The following is a 19,477-nucleotide window of genomic DNA, read 5'->3' as shown; positions in this document are numbered from 1 at the left end:
GCGCGACCAATAAGCCGGGGACGGCCCGACATGCGCGACCGTCCCCTTCTTGTTACTTCCCGGCGACCGCCCTGGCGCGGCTGTTGACGTTGGCCGTGCCCGGCCCGTTCACGGCGATATCGGAGTTGGTCGCTTCGAGGCCGCGCGCCTGCAGGCTGCCGGAGCCGTTGATGCGGGCCGTGATGCTGTCGACGCGGCCGTCCAGCGTGGCGCCGCCTGGCCCGTTCATGTTCAGCACCACGCGCTTGGCCGAGGCCAGCGTGGCGGACATGCCGCCCGAGCCGCGCAGGGTCGCGTCCAGCGTCTTGCTGACCGTGCCCAGTTCCACCGAGCCCGGACCGCTCACGTACACGGTGCCCGATTCGATCGCAAGCTGGCGGCCTTCGAAATCGCCCGAACCATCCACGTCGACCTTGAGCGCAGCGATGCTGCCTTCCAGTTCGACGCCGCCGGGGCCGCCCACCTGCACCAGAGCCGACGGCGCGGCCAGCCCGGACACGGTCAGGTCGCCCGAGCCGGTCACGCGCGCATCGAATTTGGTGATGCGTCCGCCCAGGCAGCCGTCGCCCGGTCCGCGCAGCGCCACTTCGGCCGATTCGACCGCCAGGCCGCAGGCTTCGAGGTCGCCCGAGCCGCTGACCTGGGTACGGATCTCGCGGCTGCTGCCTTCCAGGCGCGCGCTGCCTGGACCGCGGACCTGGGTGCCGATGCGCGACAGGCGCAGGCGAGTCGCCGACAGGTCGCCCGAGCCGCTCATGTCGAGCGAGACTTCACCGGTCAGGCCGGCGACTTCGACGTCGCCCGGCCCGCTCATGCGCATATTGGCGTTCACTGCCTGCATGCGGCTCAGGTCCAGGTCGCCCGATCCGGTGCTGCGCACGTCCAGGTCGCGCACGGCGCCCGTCACGCGCACGTCGCCGGGGCCGTCGGCGTGGACGCTGAACGCCTCACCCGCGACCTGGTCCAGTTCCACGTCGCCGCTGCCGGAGACTTTCAGGCTGCGCACCACCGGCGCCGACACCGTCACGACGGCATTCGTGCTGCGCACGGAAAAGCCGAAGTGAAAGCCGGCGCGGCGCTTCTCGCGCACGATCAGCGTGTCGCCGACCACCACCGTCTCGAGTTCATGCAGCCTGTCCTTCTCGCCCGTCACCTCGACGCCATGCGGACCCTGCGCGCGGATGATGACGCGGAACGGACCTGCGGACTCGATCGATTTGAACGGCTGGACCTGGCGCTTCTCGGTGACCGCGTTCTTCGGCAGTTCGTCGGCCTGGCTGGGGAGGGCGGAAATCGTACCGCATGCGACAAGGGCGGCGAGCGCGGCGAGTTTGAGAGTCGTGTTCATGTCGTTTTATAGTGAGGTTGAGGATGCGCCATAGCGTATAACTGCCGGGTTCGCGCCGCCTTGCCAAAACGACGGATTGGCAAAAAAGCACCCCAAGCTGCGTTTAGGGGCGACGAACGACAAAAAGGGGGCTGTTGCCCCCTTCGCATGCTGCTCTGGTACGACGCCGCTTACTTGGTCATTTCCAGCTGCTGGGACAGCGTGGTCTTGTGGTTGCGGACGGCTTCGATGGCTTCGGCGCGCACGGCTTCGCGGGTGCGCACGGTGGCCGCCTGCAGTACCGGCAGGTTGAGCTTGGCCGCATTGGCGGTGGCGCTGGAGGCCGCGGCTGCGGTCACTGCGGCGTTGGCGCCCGCGGTGGCAGGAGCATCGGCTGCAAACGCGCTGCCGGCGACGATGAGGGTAGCTGCTGCGATCAGGTAACGTGCGGTCATGATGGTTCCCCTTCTTTGGTTGGATGTGTACTGGACTGCAATGAACACAGTGTAGGCGTTGCGCCGTCCGCAAAAAAGACGAATAATCGCAATGGGTAATTGCTGATTTTGGAATAATCGAGGCCTTATGGATCGCCTGCAGTCAATGCGCGTGTTCGCGAAAGTGGTGGAGCAGGGCAGTTTTGCCCGGGCGGCGGACGCCCTGGACGTCTCGAACGCCGTGGTCACGCGCAGCGTGGCCGACCTGGAGGCGCACCTCGGCACGCGCCTGCTGAACCGCACCACGCGCAAGCTGTCCCTCACCGAGACCGGGCAGAAGTACCTGGAGCGCGTGCAGCAGATCCTGGCCGACATCGACGACGCCGATGCACTGGCCCAGTCCAGCGCGGCGCGCCCGAGCGGCACCCTGCGCATCTACAGCCACCCCGGCTTCGGCCAGTCGCAACTGGCCATGTTGCTGCCGAAGTACGCGCAGGCGCATCCGGAGGTGGTGCTGGACGTGACTCTCTCCGACGAAGCCAGCGACCTGGTGGAGGGACGCTACGACGTCGGCATCTTCATCGGGCTGCAGAAGTTTGACGCCAGCATGATCGCGCGCCAGCTGGCCCTGTCCACGGTGGTGCTGGTGGCGTCCCCGGAATACGTCGCGCGGCGCGGCATGCCATCGGAGCCGTCGCAGATCAGCGACCACGACTGCCTGAACTTTTCCTACGAGCTGTTGCGCCACTCCTGGCCGGTGCACTGGAAGAACAAGCTGCTGAACGTGCCGATCAGGAGCAGGATGACATCGAATAACGGCGCGGTGCTGCGCCAGGCGGCGCTGGCCGGAATGGGCATCATGATCCGCCCCTCGTTCACGCTGGAGGATGACCTGACCAGCGGCCGGCTGGTGCAGCTGCTGCGCGAGCACCACCTGGGCAAGCTGGAAGTGACGCTGGTGTACCCGAGCCGCCGCCTGCTGCCGGCCAAGGTGCGCAGCTTCGTCGATTTCATGTCCGCCCTGTTCCCGCACCCGGACGCCGACCCGTGGCTGTCCGACGCATTTGCGGCGCGGGAGCGGCCCGGCGGTGGCTAAAGGACGCCGCGCGGTGTCATAATGGACGAGGCCCCGCAGCCAAACAGGAGGACGCACGCATGATCAGGTACATGGGAACGCACACGAACGCCGACGGCGCGACCGTGTACGCCTTTCTCGTGAATGGCGTAGCGCGCGAACTCACCGAGGACGCCTTGACGCGGGTGCCGGGCTATTTCGAATCGCTGCCCGCGCCGCTGCAGGCGCAGGTCGAGGCGCGCCGCCGCGCCGGGAAGCCCGGCTGGTGATGCGCACCATCCGCCTGCTCGCCGCCTGCATCGCCTGTGCCGGGGTCCTCCCGCAGGCAATGGCCGCGCCATCGACCTTCGGCCCCGTGGTCGGCAGCGCGCTGCTGTGCCGCGACGACATCGACAACGCCTACTTCCATCGCTACTTCACGCTGGCCTTCGGGCCGTCGTACAAGCGCGAGGGCGGGGCGTACTGGTTCCGCGCCGACGCCACCCTGTGGGGTTCGCCGGTGCGCGAGGTGCTGGTCAGCGACGGCAGCGGCGACCTGGCTTTCATCGCCGCCGTCGCGGACGCCACGCCGGACGAACTGGACACGGCCATCCGCAAGAGCGCCGGCGTCAGGCACCGCAAGATGGACGCGTCGCGCCATGCCGTGCTGGAGTCCGCGCCCGGCAGCCGCATCGTCTACTTCCAGGCCCGATCCAAGATCTACTGCGCCAAATCGCGGCCGCCACTCCCCGGACACTGAGGCATGTACAAGCAATACTTCAAGCTGGCGCACGCGCCGTTCTCGATCGCGCCCGATCCGCGCTACCTGTTCATGAGCGAACGCCACCGCGAGGCGCTGGCCCACCTGCTGTATGGCGTGGGCAGCGGTGGCGGATTTGTCCTGCTGACGGGCGAGATCGGCGCGGGCAAGACCACCGTGTGCCGCTGCTTCGTCGAGCAGGTGCCTGCGCATTGCAGGCTGGCCTACGTGTTCAATCCGAAGCTGACGGTCGAGGAACTGCTGGAGGCAGTGTGCGACGAGTTCCGCATCGCGGCGCCGGCCGGCGGCAGCATCAAGACGTACGTCGATGCGATCAACGCCTATCTGCTGGAGTGCCACGCGGCGGGCCTGAACAACGTGCTGGTGATCGATGAGGCGCAGAACCTGTCGGCCGGCGTGCTGGAACAACTGCGCCTCCTGACCAACCTGGAGACCAACGAACGCAAGCTCCTGCAGATCATCCTGATCGGGCAGCCGGAGCTGCGCGACATGCTGGCGCGCCCGGAGCTCGAGCAGCTGGCGCAGCGCGTGATCGCGCGCTATCACCTCGGACCGCTCACGCAGGCGGAGACGGCGCAGTACGTGCAGCACAGGATGGCCGTGGCAGGGTTCGCGGGGCCGGTCCCGTTCCCGCCCGGCGTGCTGGCGCTGGCGCACCGGCTGACGGGCGGCGTGCCGCGCCGGATCAACCTGCTGTGCGACCGCGCGCTGCTCGGCGCGTACGTCGAGAACAGTGCCCAGGTAACGCCGGGCATCCTGCGCCGCGCCGCGCGTGAGGTGTTCGCGCATCCGGGCGATGCAGGCTTGCCGCGCAGGTTGCGCTGGCCGCTTGCTGCCGCTGCGGCGCTGTCGGTGGCGGCCCTGGGCGCGGCGGCGGCATGGAACGTCATCCCGGCCGCTCCCCGGGAGGCGGTTGCGGCGCCCGCAGCCGTGCGCACGGCTGCACCGCCGCCCGCCAGTCTTGCGCAGGCCAGCCACGACGGCATGGACGCCGCCTTGCGCGAACTCGTGCAGGTGTGGGGAACGCCGCTGCCCGCCGGCGAGGAGGGCTGCGGCGCGGCGGCAGGGCACGGCCTGCGCTGCTACCAGGGCAAGGGCGGCCTGTTCGAACTCGGGACGCTCGACCGGCCCGCCGTCGTCACGCTGCGCGAAGGACAGGGTACGCGGCATGCGGTGCTGGTCTCGCTCAATGCGGCGCGGGCCACGCTGCTGATGGGCGGACGGCGCCACACCGTCCCCACCGGCGAGCTGGCGACGCGCATGGATGGCCGGTTCACGACGCTGTGGCGCTACGCCGCCCCTTACCGCGAGCACCTCAGGCCCGGCGACCGCGGCGAGGATGTCGACCAGCTTGCCACCCAGTTGGGCGTGGCGGCAGGACGCCATGCCGGCCAGCCGTTCGATGCGCCGCTGCAGGAGGCCGTGCGCGCCTTCCAGCAGCGGCAGCAGCTGGCCGCCGACGGGCTGGCGGGCCCGCGTACTTTCATGCGGCTCAATCAATTGGGTGGAGTGGGCGAACCGCGCCTCGCCTCCGCCGGGAACGGAAAGTAATGTCCTATATCCTCGAAGCGCTGAAGAAAGCGCAAGCCGAACGCCAGCTGGGCAGCACGCCCGGCATCCATGATGCCGCCGGCCCGGCGCCCGCCGCCGCCGCACCGGTGCGCAACCCAAGGCTGTGGATCGCGCTGGGCGCCGCCTTGCTGCTTGCCGGCGGGGCTGCAGCGTTCCTGCGTTCGCTCGGCGGGCAGGAGCCGGCCCAGCCAGTGGCGCTGGCCGCAGCGCCTGTGGTTCCTCCAATGCCGCCTGCGCCGGCCGCGGTGCCGCTCGCGCCGGGAACCGCCCCGGCTCCGAAGCCGGTCGCGCCGCCGCCCGAGCGGGCACCGGTGCTGGCGCAAGCATCCCCGGTTCAGCCGGCGCCCCAGCCCCAGGCCCCACAGGTCCAGGCGCCGCAGCCGGAAGCCAGCGCCGACGACGCGCTGCCCACGCTCGCCATGCTGCCGTCCTCGATATCCGCGGGCATTCCGCGCGTGACGCTGGGCGGATATATCTACTCGGCGGTGCCGTCCGAACGCCTGCTGCTGGTGGATAAGGACCTGCGCCGGGAAGGGGAGGAAGTGGCGCCGGGGCTGGTACTGGAAAAGCTGCTGCCGGCCGCCGCCGTGATGAACTACCGGGGAACGCGCTTCCGCATGCCGTACTAGCTGTCGTCACGGGACGGCTGCGCAGATTTTTTTCGCGCGAACCCTAAAGTCGGGCTAAAACCGGCCGTTACCTGAGGTGATAAGGCTAACTGGGAGGACATCATGGATGTCGGAGGAATTGCAAAGCTCGCAACGAGCATCGCCGAAACTGGCAACAAGCAGGAAGTAGCGATCGCGGTGCAGAAACGCGCGCAGCAGATCCAGTCGGAAGCGGCAACCCAGATGATCGAGGCGATCAAGTCGACCCCGTCGGTCAACCTGCCTTCGCACCTGGGGAACAAGGTCAATACCACCGCCTGAGCGGACCGCAGCAAATAAAAAACCGGCCACCAGGCCGGTTTTTTTATTGCCGAAGCAACCAGGGTCAGTTGAGGAAGGCCCGCAGGATGCGTTCCTCGCCCGTCTTGTCGGCGTGCAGGTCGTTCGCTTCGCGCGTTCGGGCGATCATCTGGGCGAGCTGCGCGTCCTCGAACCTGGCCAGCTCCTCGGTCGCCGCGCTCAGCGCCAGTGCCAGCTTGGCGCGGGCCGTCTGGTACACGGGTCCCGTGTACTTGTCCGTATTCTTGAGCAGCTCTTCGGCATTCTCGATCACGAGGCGCAGGTCGCCGATCAGGCGCTGCTGCGTGACTTGCTGTGGGTCCTGGCGTTCCATGGTGGCACCTCAAACCGGATTGATCATGTATTCACGTTACGACATGTCACTTTTGCCGGTTTGTCCATACTCAAGCGAGCCCTGCTATTACTGCAGAGCAGCCTCGGCTATGGAGCCTCCACCCTGATGCGCACGTCGCCCAGCTGGACAACCTGCCCGGCGCGGATCTTGGCGGTCTTGCGCAGCTCGCGCTTGCCGTCGACCTTGACCTCGCCGCTCGCGACGATGTTCTTGCCGGCGCCGCCGCTGTCGCATAGTCCCGACAGTTTCAGCAGCTGGTTCAGCTCGACGAATTCGCCGCGCAGTTCAAATGTGACTTGTTGCATTTATTTTATTCCTGAGCTTGGGTGATGAATGTACGATACCTAACAGTGTACAGGTAGCGCCCGTGGCTCAGGGCGGCCGTCAGCTCCGCACTGCGGGATGGGTCATGTCCGACGGCACTACCCAGGCGTCGAACTCGTCCGCCGTCACATAGCCGAGCGCCAGCGCGGCCTCTTTCAGCGTCGTCCCCTCCTGCTGTGCCTTCTTGGCGATCTGCGCCGCGCGGTCGTAGCCGATATGCGGCGCGAGCGCCGTCACCAGCATCAGCGACTTCTGCATCAGTTCGCCGATGCGCGCACGGTTCGGCTCGATGCCGCGGGCGCAGTGCTTGTCGAACGAGCGCATCCCGTCGGCCAGCAGCCGTGCGCTCTGCATGAAGTTATGGATGATCACCGGCTTGTACACATTCAGCTCGAAGTTGCCCGATGCGCCCGCCATCGTGATGGCCACGTCGTTGCCGAACACCTGGCAGCACAGCATGGTCAGCGCTTCGGCCTGGGTCGGGTTGACCTTGCCCGGCATGATCGAGCTGCCCGGTTCGTTTTCCGGGATGGTGATCTCGCCCAGGCCGGAGCGCGGGCCGGATGCCATCCAGCGGATGTCGTTGGCGATCTTGGTCAGGGCGGTGGCCAGCGTCTTTAGCGCGCCGTGCGCTGCCACCATGGCGTCGTGCCCGGCAAGCGCCATGAATTTGTTGGGCGCGGTGCGGAAGCTCTGGCCGGTGGCCGCCGCCAGTTCGGCCGCGATGCGCTGCGCGAAGTCGGGATGCGCGTTCAATCCCGTGCCCACTGCCGTGCCGCCCGCCGCCAGGTTCAGCAAGCCCGGCAGCGCCGCGCGCACGGCCTGTTCCGCGAACTCAAGCTGCGCCACGTAGCCGGAAAACTCCTGTCCGAGCGTCAGCGGCGTCGCATCCTGCAGATGGGTGCGCCCGATCTTGACGATGGACGTGAAGTCGCGCGCCTTGCGCTCCAGCGTCCCGCGCAGTTGCGCCAGCGCCGGCAGTACATCGTTCGCAACCGCCTGGGCGGCCGCCACGTGCATCGCGGTGGGGAACATGTCGTTGGACGACTGGCCCATGTTCACGTCGTCGTTCGGATGCAGCAGGCGGGCTTCGCCGCGCTCGCCGCCCAGCAGTTCGGAGGCGCGGTTGGCCAGCACCTCGTTCATGTTCATGTTCGACTGGGTCCCGGACCCGGTCTGCCATACCGACAGCGGAAACTCGTCACCGTGCCGGCCGGTCAATACCTCGTCGGCTGCGCGCACGATGGCGTCGGCCTTCTGTGGATCGAGCAGGCCGAGGTCGCGGTTGACCACCGCCGCGGCGCGCTTGACATGGGCCAGGGCCGCGATGAGCGACTCGGGCATGCGCTCGGAGGAAATCGCGAAATGGCCCAGCGAGCGCTGCGTCTGCGCGCCCCACAGGCGCTGCGCCGGCACGTCGATCGGCCCGAAACTGTCCTTCTCGCTCCTGAACTCCATCATGCGGCTCCTGCTCGTCGGTGTGTTGCTAAAGAGTTTAGCCGAAAGCGCGTTAACGATGCACAGCCCAAAAATCTCGCGGTGCGCCTGCAATGCTTGCTAAAATGTTTCCCATATGCACCATTCACGCCTGCTACCCATCCTGACAGCGCTGGCGCTGTCCGCGCCTTGCACGCTGAACGCCGCCGAGCTGGGCGAACCCGTGGTCAAGTCGCACGTCGGCCAGCAGCTGGTGGCGGACATCGAGCTGCTGCCGGACGAGGGCGGGGCGGTGCGCGCCTATATCGCCCACGATGACGTCTACCGCGGGGCCAACATTGCCCGCTCGCCCGTGATCGACACGCTGCACATGTCGGTGATGCGGCGCGACGGCCGGCAATTCCTGCACATCACCTCGATCAAGCCGGTCGAGGCTGCATACCTGCACCTGTTCCTCGACCTGGCCGAAAACGGCAAGCTGTCGATCCGTCCGGCGACGCTGTGGCTGCAACCGGTACCGCCGGCTCCCGTGCGGGTGGCCGCGCCAGCGCCGGCACCGGTGCCAGCGCCGCAAGCGCAGCGCAAGCCGGAACCCGTGCCGGCGAAGGCGCCGCCGCCGCGCCCGCGTCCGCCCGACCTGGCTTGCCAGGCGCTCGACTATACGAACGCCCAGTTGTCGGCCCAGATCGTCGACCTGGAGGAAAAGGTGAAGGCGCTGCAGTATGCCATCGACATGCAGGGAACCCGGCCTGTGGCCCGGCCGGTTCAGCCGCGCAAGCCAGCCGCAGCAAGACCGGCTCGGGAAGAGGCCGGCGGCACCCCCGTGTGGGCCGCGCTGGCCGGCGGCGGCATGCTGGCGCTGGGCGGTGGCGGATGGTGGTGGCGGCGCTCCCGGCGACGCCGTGCCGGGTCAGAGGCTGTGGATTCGCGTGAGACTTGATCTGGGTTTAGTTCCGCGCACGAACTTTTGCCGGCTTCCACGCGCCATCCGGAAATTGCGCTATACTTGATTCATCGGTCTTAACCAGACCGCTAACGGTACAGAGGACCTGCCGCAGTCACCAAAGATGGCGTGGCGCGACACCAGGTCGACGTTGAAGAAACGCCTGTTTCCGGAAGCAGTCCGTAGCCTGCAGTGTGCGAAGGACGCCGGAGAAGCAACCGGCAAGAGGCGACGCCCGGAGATACCTGGCGATCGCCTTCCGAATTCAGAAAAAGCGCCTTCGGGCGCTTTTTTCATTCCTGCGTATTCATACGAATAGCGATAGCGCTTGGCAACAGTCTCCGGTAAAGTCAGGTCATCAATACAGAGGGGACGGCAATGCGCAAACCGATGTTGGCAGGTGTGCTGGCCGCGCTGATGAGCGCGTCGTGCGGCGGTGGCGGCCCCACCGAACAGGATATCCATCGTTCGCTGGAGGACACCTTGCGCTCGGTGGCCGGCGACTGGGTCGGAACGACCAGCGCCCCGAACGTCATCCGCATCGATTTCAAGCTGCAGGAAGGCAGCAACGGCCAACTGACCGGCACGGGGACCATGAAGGAGGAGGGCGCCGCTGCCGCTGTTCCGGTCACGGTTACGGGGACCTTTCAGCGTCCGGTCCTGAGCCTGGCGTTCGACGGCATGGTGGTCGAATCGCGCCAGGTCAAGGGGACGGCACAGGGCAGCTACACGACCGTGGGCGGCATCGCGACCACGCTGGCGCTGGCCGCGCCGGGTTACACCCGCGAGTTGCCCATCCTGCTGCAGGAAAAGTGATCTGAACAGGGGGTGGTAAACGTCAAAGAGCGCCACCTGGGCGCTCTTTTTGTCGGGAACTAGCCGCTCAGTGGGCAGCCATGGTGGCCGCCAGGCGTGCATGCCAGGGTTCCGTCACTTCGCGGACGGCGCGGTCGTTCGCCATGATCTGCTTGAGCAGGGCAACCTTGCGGGCGCGCAGTTCGCCGGTCAGCGCAAGGGCACCTGCCTCGGCAGCACCGGCCTGGGTCTTGCACTGGCCTTCCAGCAGGGCCAGGCGGTCCCAGTCCCCGGCTTGCGCCGCGACCGCCATCTGGGCGGTGATGCCTGCGATTTTTTCGTACATCGAGAGGATGTCCTGGGAGGTCATGCTGTCACCTGCTGAAAAAGTGTGCGGATTACCGCGTGTCCTTCATTTACGGCGCCCATTTAGGGAACTTTAGGGTTCCGAGAACATTTTTTTTGATATTTTTAGCGGGCCCCGTCAATACGCATCCTGTCATGCGATTTCGGCATTGCATTCTGGCATTTTGCAGTTCGTCGCAATTTGGCGGCGCACGGCAGGCGGCAGGGGTAGAGTGCACCATGCCGGTACTGCGCGACCCGCTGGTGTCGGGCTGCCGGGATAACCAAACCAAGTAAAAGGGGACCCATCGAATGCAAGCACCCATCAAGACCGCCCTCTGCGCTGCCCTGTGCGGCGCGTTCCTTTCGCTGCCACTCCAGGCGGCCGGCCAGGCAGCCGTGCAGGCGCCGGCCCCGGCGCCCGAGCAGGCCACCCGCTATCCGATGCCTGCGCCCGGCGACGACTTCTACGCGTTCGCCAACCACGAGTGGCTGCAGCACACCGAGATCCCGGCCGACAAGAGTGCCTGGGGCGCGGGCGGCCAGCTGGCCGAAGAAACCAATAACCGCATCCGCCAGATGATCGAAGGCCTGGTGGCCGACAAGAACGCCAAGGGCGAAGCGCGCAAGGTCGCGGACTTCTACGCCACCTTCATGGACGAAGCGGCGATCGAAGCCAAGGGGCTCGAGCCGATCAAGCCGGTCCTGGCGAAGATCGACGCGATCCGCGACCGCAAGGGCCTGACGCAGGCGCTGGGCCAGTCGCTGCGCGCCGACGTGGACCCGCTGAACGCCACCAACTTCTACACCGAGAACCTGTTCGGCATCTGGATCGCCCAGGGCCTGACCGAGCCGACCCGGTATACCCCGTACATCCTGCAGGGCGGCCTCGGCATGCCTGACCGCGCCTACTATGTGGACACCAGCGAGCGCATGGCGGGCCTGCGCGCCAAGTACCAGGAACACATCGCCGCCATGCTCACGCTGGCCGGCTACGACAATGCGGCTGCGCGCGCCGCCAGGGTGATGGAGCTGGAGCGCAAGCTGGCCGAATCGCACGCCACGCGCGAGGATTCCGCCAACATCCAGAAGTCCAACAACCCGTGGACGCTGAAGGACTTCGCCGCCAAGGCGCCCGGCATGGACTGGAACGCGCTGTTCAAGGCGGCGCGCCTGTCGGGCCAGAAGAAGTTCATCGTATGGCATCCGGGTGCGATGACCGGCGCGGCCAGACTGGTCGGCTCCGAAGACCTCTCCACCTGGAAGGACTGGCTGGCCTTCCACCAGCTGAACCATTTTGCCTCCACGCTGCCGAAAGCGATGTCGGACCAGAAGTTCGAATTCACCGGCCGTGCCCTGCGCGGCACGCCGCAGCAGTCGGTGCGCTGGAAGCGCGGCCTGTCCGCCACCAACGCGGCCCTCGACGAAGCGGTGGGCCACCTGTACGTGGACCGCTACTTCCCCGCCGAGAATAAGGCGCGCATCCAGCAGATGGTGAAAAACATTGTCGCCGCCTTCGACAAGCGCGTCGACAAGCTGGACTGGATGGCGCCTGCCACCCGCGCCGAAGCCAAGGCCAAGCTCAAGACCCTGTACGTGGGCGTGGGCTACCCGGACAAGTGGAAGTCGTACGCGGGCCTGACGGTCAAGCCGGGCGACGCGCTGGGCAATGCGATGCGCGCCGAGGAATTCCATTACGCGCAGGAGCTGTCCAAGCTCGGCAGGAAGGTCGATCCGAAGGAATGGGCAATGCCGCCGCACCTGGTCAACGCGATCAACATGCCGATGCAGAACGCGCTGAACTTCCCGGCCGCCATCCTGCAGCCGCCGTTCTTCGATCCGAAAGCGTCGGATGCGCACAATTACGGCGCGATTGGCGCGGTCATCGGCCACGAGATCAGCCATAGCTTCGACGACATGGGCGCCCAGTTCGACTCCAGGGGCCGCCTGCGCGACTGGTGGACCAAGGATGACGCGGAGCACTTCAAGAGCGCATCGCAGGCGCTGGTCAAGCAGTACGACGCCTACAAGGCCTTCGATGACCTGGCGCTCAACGGCCAGCTGACCTTGTCCGAAAACCTGGCCGACCTGGCAGGTCTTGCCGCATCGCACGACGCGTTCCGCGCCACGCTGCCGTCCGGCGCGTCGGTCGAGGATGCCGACCGCGAGTTCTTCCGCGGCTTTGCGCAGACCTGGCGTACCAAGACGCGCGAACAGGCGCTGCGCGCCCAGATCGTCACCGATGGTCATGCGCCGGGTCCATGGCGCACCTATACCGTGCGCAACCTCGACGCGTGGTACAAGGCCTTCGACGTGAAGCCGGGCCAGAAGCTGTACCTGGCGCCGGAACAGCGCGTCCGGGTCTGGTAACGCGGCAGGCCATGTACTCTTAACGTTAGCTCGCGTACAGAGCGGGGGGAGTGCATGGCCTAAAGTTGCCCTGAAGGCGTGCAATTGGGCACGTCCCTGATCGTTCACAGAGAGGTAATCATCATGAATGAGAACAAGGTAAAGGGCGCCGCGAAAGATATCGGCGGCAAGATTCAGGAAGAAGTCGGCAAAGCAGTTGGTTCCAGCGAGCAGCAGGCCAAGGGCCTTTCCAAGCAGGTAGAAGGCAAGACGCAGGAAAAACTGGGCGAGGCCCAGGATGCGCTGCGTAACCGCGGCAAGAACCGCTAAGTAAGCAACGGGGGCAGTCCGAACGGGCTGCCCCTTTTTTTCGCCGTCATCCCGGCGACGCTACTTGGTGCTCGAGTGCTGCACCGTAAATCCGATCAGTCGCGTCACCACCGCAGTCAGGTACATAATTCCCACCAGCATCTCCACGCTCGCCACGGCGCGCGCATACGAGGTCAGCGGAATCACATCCCCAATCCCCGTCGAGGAAAGCAGCGCAAAGCTCAGGTAGTTCAGCTCCGTCCATGTGCGCGGGCTCGACACATTCACGGCCGCTGCAAACGAACCCGGACTGATCGCCTCGATCATCACGAACAGGTGCGTGAAGCCCCAGGCCAGCAGCGTGAACGTGGCGCCCGCCGCGAACAGCTCGTCGGTGGTCGCCTCGCGGTCTTCCATCATGTACGCGATCAGGCTGCCCGCGGCATAGAAGTAGAACAGCGCTTCCATCACCGACTGGAACGGCAGCAGGTAATACATGTTGAAGAAGATCTGCAGTCCCAGCAGCACGATCACCGGCAGCGCGATGCTGGCGCTGACCCAGGCGTGGCCCGGCGTGCGGCGCACCATGCGCGTGGCGAACACCAGCACGATGATCCCGATGACGTTGAACGCCGTCTTTCCGCCAGCGGTGTCTTCGAGGAAGGGATAGACCAGCATGCCGAGCAGCTGGACCAGCATCAGGACAGCGGAAGGGTGGCGTTGCATCAGGCGGAAGGATTTCATTGGCGGCGCACGATGTTCGGGATGTGCGCATTATGTCATCAGCCATGAAAAAACGGGACCACGCAGGTCCCGTTTGAATTCGTCATCGTGCCCGGCCTTTGCCGGGACGACGGCTTACTTTGCGTCGATCAGGTGCTTGCGGAAGAACGCATCGATCAGGCCGTACACATGCCGCTGGCCGGCGCGCGCGGAAATGCCGTGCTTGGCGCCCGGATAGGTCATCAGGTCGAACTGCACGCCGCGGTTCACCAGCTCGTCGATCAGCTTGGTGGTATTGGTGAACAGGACGTTGTCGTCCGCCATGCCATGTACCAGCAGCAGCGGCGACTTCAGGCCGTCCAGGTGGGCGAACACGCCGCTTTGCGCGTACGCCTGCGGCACGTCCTTCGGGGTGCCGCCAACGAACTGCTCGGTGTAGTGGGTGTCGTACAGCGCCCAGTCGGTCACCGGTGCAACCGAAACCGCCGCGGCAATCTTGTCCGAGGCCGCCGCTGCCATGCGCAGGGTCATGAAGCCGCCGTAGCTCCAGCCGAACACGCCCACGCGCTTGGCATCGACGAAGCTTTGCTGCCCCAGCCAGTCGATGCCGGCCAGCTGGTCTTCCACCTCGTGCTTGCCGAGCTGGCCGTAGATCGCGTCCTGGAACACGCGCTCGCGGCGTGCCGAACCGCGGTTATCGATGCGGAACGCCACGTAGCCCTGCTGCGCCATGTACTGGTCGAAGTTGTTGCCCCACTTGCGCTGGACGAACTGCGAATGCGGGCCGCCGTACATGCGCACAAACACCGGATAGCGCTTGGCCGGGTCGAAGTTGGCCGGCTTGATCATCGCATAGTGCAGGGTCTGGCCGTCCTTCGCCTTGATGGTGCCGTATTCGGTCGGCAGGTGGTCTGCCTTGTACTTGAAGTAAGGGTGGGACGCATTGAGCTCGTTACGCTCGACCCACTGCACCAGCGTGCCGTCGGCCTTGTGGATCGACGTCTGCGGCGGGGTGTCCGGATGCGAATAGGTGTCCACGAACACCTGGCCGTTGCGCGAGAACGAAGACTCGTGCCAGCCGTCGGCGCGGGTCAGGCGCACCGGCTTGTCGGCATTGCGGCCGTCCAGCGACAGCGCGTAGGTCTGCTTGTCGGTGACCGCGTCGCGGTTCGACGCCACGTACACGCGGCCGGCCTTCTCGTCGACTGCCAGCACGTCGTCCACGTACCAGGCGCCGCTGGAGATCGGGTGCTGCAGCTTGCCGTCCATGTCGTACAGGTACAGGTGCTTGTAGCCGCTGCGCTCGGAGGCCCAGATGAAGCCCGGGCGGGACTTCAGGAAGCGCAGGTCGTTGTGGATCTCGACCCAGGTCTTCGAGGTTTCGGTCAGCAGGGTTTTCTGCGCCAGCGTGGCCACGTCGACCAGCACCAGGTCCAGCTTCTTCTGGTCGCGCGACTGCACCTGGTAGGCCAGCTTCTTGCTGTCCGCGCTCCAGTCGGCGCGCACCAGGTAGATGTCGCGGTTCGGGCCCAGGTCGATCTTGCGCGTCTGGCCGGTTTCCGGCGATACGATCATCAGGTCCACCAGCACGTTCGGGTCGCCGGCGGAAGGGTAGCGCTGCTCGATCACGTCGGTGCGGTCGGCGAAGATCTCGAAGCGGCGCACGACCGGCACCGGCGCCTCGTCGTAGCGCTTGTAGGCGATGGCCGAATCGTCCGGCGCCCAGTAGTAGCCGGTGTCCTGGTCCATCTCTTCCTGCGCGATGAACTCGGCCTCGCCGTTGTGGATGGTGCCCGCGCCGTCGGTGGTGAGCTGGCGCTCGGCGCCGGTCTTCAGGTCGATCACGTACAGGTTCTGCTTGCGCACGAACGAGACGTAACGGCCCTTGGGCGAAATCTTCGGGTCGATCACGGCGCCCGATGCCACCTTGCGCGCGGCGTCCGGCCTGGCCACGTCGACCAGGAACAGGTCGCCCGCGATCGGCACCAGCATCTGGCGGCCGTCCGGCGACCAGCTGTACGACAGGATGCCCGACAGGCTGGCGGTGCGGTTACGCTCGCGGATCGCCTTTTCCTCGTCCGACAGGGTTTCCTTTGGCACCAGCACCTTGGAATCGACCAGGCGGCGGGTGCTCTTGTCCTTCAGGTTGTATTCCCACAAATCCAGCTGGTACTGGTTGTCGGCGCGGCCGCGCAGGAACGTGACGCGGGCGCCATCGGGCGACACTTTAAGCATGCGCACGCCGGGACCGGCAAGCGCTGGGTCGCCGTGGATGCGGTCAAGCGTCAGGCGCTCCGCGGAGGCGGGCGCTGCAAACGCCAGGGCGGCGATGAGGGGAAGGATAAAACGCATGGAAGATTCTCGCGGCAAGGGTTAATCCGAACAACCGCGAGACAATACCAGAGTCGGCCTTACTGCGCAGTAAATACCCGGGGGCGCCCCAGGTCAGCCCACGCCAGGCGACAGCCCCGCACCGGCAGCCACCGCCGCTGCACGCCGGTGGGCAAGGCGCGCCAGCACCCAGGTCAGCAGCACCGCCGCGATGGTCAGGCCCACCGTCAGCGCGATCCAGAAACCGTGCACGCCCATCGCTTCGGCCGGTGCGAACGGCATCCATTCCGGCGCGAGCCCCAGCCAGACCCCGAGCGGCAGCGCCACCACCCAGAACGCCAGCAGCTGGATCATCATCGGCTCGCGCGTGACCTTGTAGCCGCGGATCGCCGAGGAGGCGGCCACCTGTGTCGCATCCGACAGCTGGAACACGGCGGCGAACAACAGCAGTTCCACGCACAGGGCCTGAACGCCCGCGTCGATGGTGTAGGCGCGCGCGATCTCCCAGCGGAATACCGCGATGAACAGCGCCGACACCAGCGCGAAGCCGATCGACATCCCCACGCCCAGCCACGACACGAAGCGCGCGCGCACCGGATCGCCTTCGCCCAGCGCCTGGCCGACGCGGGTGATCATGGCGATCCCGAAGGTCATGGGCACCATGAACACGAGCGAGGAAAAGTTCAGCGCGATCTGGTGCGCCGACAGCGCCACTTCGCCAAAGCGCGCGATCAGCAGGCCGACGATGCCGAAGGCGCTCACCTCTGCGAAATAGGTGATCCCGATCGGCAGGCCAAGGCGCAGCATGGGCGCGATCTCCACCCACGACGGCCACTCCCAGTGCGTGAAAGGGTAGGTCAGGCGGTAGGCGCGGCCGATGCGGATCCAGGCGATCATCGCCAGCGTCATCAGCCACATGCCGAGGGCGGTCGAGATGGCGCAGCCGATCGCACCCAGGCGCGGTGCGCCCAGGTTGCCGAAAACGAGCACCCAGTTCAATGCGGCGTTGAAGGCCAGCCCGCCCAGCGCGATCACCATCAGCGGCTTGGTCTGGTTGATGCTGGCGCTGTAGCCGTACAGCGCGCGGTACATGCCCAATGCCGGCATGCCCAGGCTGGTGATCAGGACGAACGCGGTGGCGCGGTCATGCACTTCCTGCGATACCTGCAGGTGGTCGAACACGAGGGTGCCGAGCCACATGCCGAGCACGGCGGCCAGGCCGATGCCCAGGCCTTTCCACATGCCCTGGCGTACCAGGTGCGGCACGCGCCCGAGGTTCTGCGCGCCCATCTCGTGCGCGACCAGCGTGTTCATCGAAATCATGGCGCCCACGACGGTGACCACCACGATCATCCACACCGACGCGCCCAGCGACACGGAGGCCAGCTCGGTGGCGCTCACGTGGCCGGTCATCGCGACGTCCAGTACCCCAAGCCCGACGGTGGCGATCTGTCCGATCAGGATCGGCCAGGCGAGGTGCCAGAGTTCGCGGACTTCGCGGGCGATGGAGTAGGGGGGATGATTCATGGCGCGTGCATGCAAAAGCGGCAATTCTACCGTGGGGGGAGGGGTATGTGCCGCCGCGTCATCTTGCGGGGCATACCCCCCCGGTATCACCTGCCACGGGCGGCGTGTCGCAGATACTGGGGGGGAGTATGCAATTGCTCGTGCGGGCGATCGCCGGACCGGCTCTAGCGGCGCTTGCGGCGTTCCTGCGGGCCGGTCAGCACGCTGTCGGCGCGGGTGCAGCCGAACGGGCGTTCCAGCACGTTGCGCGCGAGATGGGTCGGCACACCTGCGATGGTGAGGAAACGCATCGCGGTGTGCGTATCGAACGCGCGCTTGGTCTTGAGCGCCATGTCGATCTTCTCGGCCGTCGCGAAATCCTTTCGGCGGTCACACGAGTCCATCTGTCCTCCGGGTTGCCGTTCGGCTGTTCCTGCAGCCGCGCCGGAACGTATTGCATTTTGTATCAAAGCAGCGTGGATTGGCGCATGATCCGGACACCTGCCGGAAGCGTTTCCAGTGGCCAATCCGGCTCCACAGCGAGGGCGGCCGATAAGCGGTACAGTGATGGTATTCAGATAGGAGCGACCATGGCCAGCATGCCTTCCCTGTTCATCTCGCACGGTGCGCCTACGCTCGCGATCAGCGACAGCCCCGCCCGCCATTTCCTCGCGGAGCTGGGCGCGCGCCTGCCGCGCCCCTCCGCGATCCTGGTGGCCTCCGCCCACTGGGAAACCAATGGGCAGCCGTCCGTGAGCTTGGCGGAACGGCCCGCGACCATCCACGATTTCGGCGGCTTCCCGCCGGCGCTGTACGAGATGCGTTACCCGGCGCCGGGCGCGCCGGACATGGCGCAAGCCGCGGCAGCGCTGCTGGAGCAGGCCGGCTTCAGCGCCGGGCGCAGCGCGACGCGAGGTCTCGACCATGGCGCCTGGGTGCCGCTGACGCTGATGTATCCCTCTGCGGACATCCCTGTAGCGCAGCTGTCCGTGGTGCGCGGCGCGACTCCGGCCGATCATGAGCGCATGGGCCGCGCGCTGGCGCCGCTGCGCGACCAGGGCGTGCTGGTGGTCGGTTCAGGTTCGCTCACCCACAACCTGTATGAATTCCGCGGCCAGCCGATCGACTCCGCGCCGCCCGACTGGGTGCGCGCGTTCGGCGACTGGATGAAGCGCGCGCTCGAGGGCGGCGACCTGGAGGCGCTGCGCCAGTACCGCGCGGAGGCGCCGCATGCGGTCCGCAACCATCCGACCGAGGAGCACCTGCTGCCCTTGTTCGTGGCGCTGGGCGCTGGCGCAGGGGCCCGGGCGCGGCAGCTGCACGCCAGCCACGAGTACGGCGTGTTGGCGATGGACGTGTACGCGTTCGGCGGCGCGGAAGCGTGAGCCCGCCCGCGCAGGGCCGGTATATGCTTGGGCTTTCGATACAACCTTGGAGGAGCAGCGATGAACAAGAATAAAACCGTACGTGTATCCGGCGGCAGCCAGGCCGACCTGGGCAAACTGATCCTGCGCGTGACGCTGGGTGGGCTGATCCTCCTGCACGGCATCGCCAAGCTGAAAAATGGCGTCGGCTTCATCGAAGGCATGCTGGCGTCGCGCGGGCTGCCGACGGCGATCGCCTATCTGGTCTACGTCGGCGAGGTACTCGCCCCGGTCCTGTTGATCATCGGCCTGTGGGCGCGCGCCGCCGCCTTTGTCGTGCTGGGCAATATGCTGGTCGCGGTGGCGCTGGTGCACATGCGCGACCTGTCCCGGCTCAACGACACCGGCGGCTGGGCGATCGAATTGCAGGCCATGTTTATCGCCGCGGCCCTTGCCGTGATGCTGCTGGGGGCGGGACGCTTCAGCGCGGGCGGGGCAGGGGGGAAGTGGAACTGAGGATTGGCCGTAGGACTTTGTTACACGTTTCACAAGTCATTAGCTCACCAGTGTCGGCAAACTGG

The 19,477-nt window shown here is 66.4% G+C and carries 22 protein-coding genes; 12 read left to right on the top strand and 10 right to left on the bottom strand.

Annotated elements, in window-relative coordinates; genetic code table 11:
• Positions 1-52 precede the first annotated feature (52 nt).
• Positions 53-1,348 carry a GIN domain-containing protein gene (locus tag ACFSQR_RS06690; RefSeq protein WP_377728860.1) on the bottom strand — a complete coding sequence of 432 codons (1,296 nt, stop codon included), beginning with the start codon at positions 1,346-1,348 and terminating at the stop codon, positions 53-55.
• Positions 1,349-1,518: 170 nt separating this feature from the next.
• On the bottom strand, positions 1,519-1,782 hold the full coding sequence (locus tag ACFSQR_RS06685; protein ID WP_377728859.1) for a hypothetical protein: 264 nt from the start codon (positions 1,780-1,782) through the stop codon (positions 1,519-1,521).
• A gap of 127 nt (positions 1,783-1,909) precedes the next feature.
• Between ACFSQR_RS06685 and ACFSQR_RS06680 the strand changes: the two genes are divergently transcribed.
• The 6 genes from ACFSQR_RS06680 to ACFSQR_RS06655 all read left to right on the top strand — a co-directional run bounded on the left by ACFSQR_RS06680 (position 1,910) and on the right by ACFSQR_RS06655 (position 6,097).
• Complete coding sequence (locus ACFSQR_RS06680; RefSeq protein WP_377728858.1) at positions 1,910-2,857, top strand: LysR family transcriptional regulator; 948 nt, start codon at positions 1,910-1,912, stop codon at positions 2,855-2,857.
• Positions 2,858-2,916: 59 nt separating this feature from the next.
• Positions 2,917-3,105: a hypothetical protein gene (locus ACFSQR_RS06675; protein ID WP_377728857.1), complete on the top strand. Its 189-nt coding sequence runs from the start codon at positions 2,917-2,919 to the stop codon at positions 3,103-3,105.
• Positions 3,105-3,575 (top strand): hypothetical protein, encoded by a 471-nt coding sequence (locus ACFSQR_RS06670; RefSeq protein ID WP_377729033.1) that lies wholly within the window; start codon positions 3,105-3,107, stop codon positions 3,573-3,575. Before ACFSQR_RS06675 ends, ACFSQR_RS06670 begins: the two co-directional genes overlap by 1 nt.
• A gap of 3 nt (positions 3,576-3,578) precedes the next feature.
• Positions 3,579-5,147 (top strand): AAA family ATPase, encoded by a 1,569-nt coding sequence (locus ACFSQR_RS06665; RefSeq protein ID WP_377728856.1) that lies wholly within the window; start codon positions 3,579-3,581, stop codon positions 5,145-5,147.
• Entirely contained in the window at positions 5,147-5,797 is a 651-nt protein-coding gene (locus ACFSQR_RS06660) for a general secretion pathway protein GspB (protein ID WP_377728855.1), read from the top strand. Before ACFSQR_RS06665 ends, ACFSQR_RS06660 begins: the two co-directional genes overlap by 1 nt.
• Positions 5,798-5,899: 102 nt before the next feature.
• Positions 5,900-6,097: a YjfB family protein gene (locus ACFSQR_RS06655; protein ID WP_377728854.1), complete on the top strand. Its 198-nt coding sequence runs from the start codon at positions 5,900-5,902 to the stop codon at positions 6,095-6,097.
• A gap of 64 nt (positions 6,098-6,161) precedes the next feature.
• Here the strand turns inward: ACFSQR_RS06655 and ACFSQR_RS06650 are convergent, their stop codons facing one another.
• The 3 genes from ACFSQR_RS06650 to fumC all read right to left on the bottom strand — a co-directional run bounded on the left by ACFSQR_RS06650 (position 6,162) and on the right by fumC (position 8,252).
• Positions 6,162-6,449, bottom strand: coding sequence for a DUF883 family protein (locus ACFSQR_RS06650; protein ID WP_377728853.1), 288 nt, complete (start codon positions 6,447-6,449; stop codon positions 6,162-6,164).
• A 107-nt stretch (positions 6,450-6,556) separates the two neighbouring features.
• On the bottom strand, positions 6,557-6,775 hold the full coding sequence (locus ACFSQR_RS06645) for an RNA-binding S4 domain-containing protein (RefSeq protein ID WP_377728852.1): 219 nt from the start codon (positions 6,773-6,775) through the stop codon (positions 6,557-6,559).
• 79 nt (positions 6,776-6,854) lie between these two features.
• Positions 6,855-8,252, bottom strand: coding sequence for a class II fumarate hydratase (gene fumC / locus ACFSQR_RS06640; protein WP_377729032.1), 1,398 nt, complete (start codon positions 8,250-8,252; stop codon positions 6,855-6,857).
• Positions 8,253-8,367: 115 nt separating this feature from the next.
• On the opposite strand from fumC, the gene ACFSQR_RS06635 reads away from it, so the two are divergent.
• A complete protein-coding gene (locus ACFSQR_RS06635; RefSeq protein WP_377728851.1) occupies positions 8,368-9,171 on the top strand; it encodes a FimV family protein in 804 nt (267 codons plus the stop codon).
• A 381-nt stretch (positions 9,172-9,552) separates the two neighbouring features.
• Positions 9,553-9,990: a hypothetical protein gene (locus ACFSQR_RS06630; protein ID WP_377728850.1), complete on the top strand. Its 438-nt coding sequence runs from the start codon at positions 9,553-9,555 to the stop codon at positions 9,988-9,990.
• Positions 9,991-10,057: 67 nt separating this feature from the next.
• Here ACFSQR_RS06630 and ACFSQR_RS06625 read toward each other — a convergent pair whose 3' ends face one another.
• Complete coding sequence (locus ACFSQR_RS06625) at positions 10,058-10,339, bottom strand: flagellar protein FliT (protein ID WP_377728849.1); 282 nt, start codon at positions 10,337-10,339, stop codon at positions 10,058-10,060.
• Positions 10,340-10,626: 287 nt separating this feature from the next.
• Between ACFSQR_RS06625 and ACFSQR_RS06620 the strand changes: the two genes are divergently transcribed.
• On the top strand, positions 10,627-12,684 hold the full coding sequence (locus ACFSQR_RS06620) for a M13 family metallopeptidase (RefSeq protein WP_377728848.1): 2,058 nt from the start codon (positions 10,627-10,629) through the stop codon (positions 12,682-12,684).
• A gap of 123 nt (positions 12,685-12,807) precedes the next feature.
• Positions 12,808-12,993 (top strand): CsbD family protein, encoded by a 186-nt coding sequence (locus ACFSQR_RS06615; RefSeq protein WP_377729031.1) that lies wholly within the window; start codon positions 12,808-12,810, stop codon positions 12,991-12,993.
• 60 nt (positions 12,994-13,053) lie between these two features.
• Here the strand turns inward: ACFSQR_RS06615 and ACFSQR_RS06610 are convergent, their stop codons facing one another.
• From ACFSQR_RS06610 to ACFSQR_RS06595, 4 genes are all read right to left on the bottom strand, one after another.
• A complete protein-coding gene (locus tag ACFSQR_RS06610) occupies positions 13,054-13,716 on the bottom strand; it encodes an ion channel (RefSeq protein WP_377728846.1) in 663 nt (220 codons plus the stop codon).
• Between the two features lie 114 nt (positions 13,717-13,830).
• Positions 13,831-16,047: an alpha/beta fold hydrolase gene (locus ACFSQR_RS06605; RefSeq protein WP_377728845.1), complete on the bottom strand. Its 2,217-nt coding sequence runs from the start codon at positions 16,045-16,047 to the stop codon at positions 13,831-13,833.
• Positions 16,048-16,140: 93 nt separating this feature from the next.
• Positions 16,141-17,553 (bottom strand): MATE family efflux transporter, encoded by a 1,413-nt coding sequence (locus ACFSQR_RS06600; protein WP_377728844.1) that lies wholly within the window; start codon positions 17,551-17,553, stop codon positions 16,141-16,143.
• A 164-nt stretch (positions 17,554-17,717) separates the two neighbouring features.
• Positions 17,718-17,936, bottom strand: coding sequence for a hypothetical protein (locus tag ACFSQR_RS06595; protein WP_377728843.1), 219 nt, complete (start codon positions 17,934-17,936; stop codon positions 17,718-17,720).
• Between the two features lie 186 nt (positions 17,937-18,122).
• Between ACFSQR_RS06595 and ACFSQR_RS06590 the strand changes: the two genes are divergently transcribed.
• Both ACFSQR_RS06590 and ACFSQR_RS06585 read left to right on the top strand, forming a co-directional pair.
• Positions 18,123-18,917: a dioxygenase gene (locus ACFSQR_RS06590; protein ID WP_377728842.1), complete on the top strand. Its 795-nt coding sequence runs from the start codon at positions 18,123-18,125 to the stop codon at positions 18,915-18,917.
• A 60-nt stretch (positions 18,918-18,977) separates the two neighbouring features.
• Positions 18,978-19,412: a DoxX family protein gene (locus tag ACFSQR_RS06585; protein WP_377728841.1), complete on the top strand. Its 435-nt coding sequence runs from the start codon at positions 18,978-18,980 to the stop codon at positions 19,410-19,412.
• The last annotated feature ends 65 nt before the right edge of the window (positions 19,413-19,477 follow it).

Source organism: Pseudoduganella sp. GCM10020061 (assembly GCF_042683405.1).
Lineage (GTDB): Bacteria > Pseudomonadota > Gammaproteobacteria > Burkholderiales > Burkholderiaceae_D > Telluria.
Note: the sequence above shows the minus strand (reverse complement) of the source record. Positions and strands in the feature narration are given on the sequence as shown.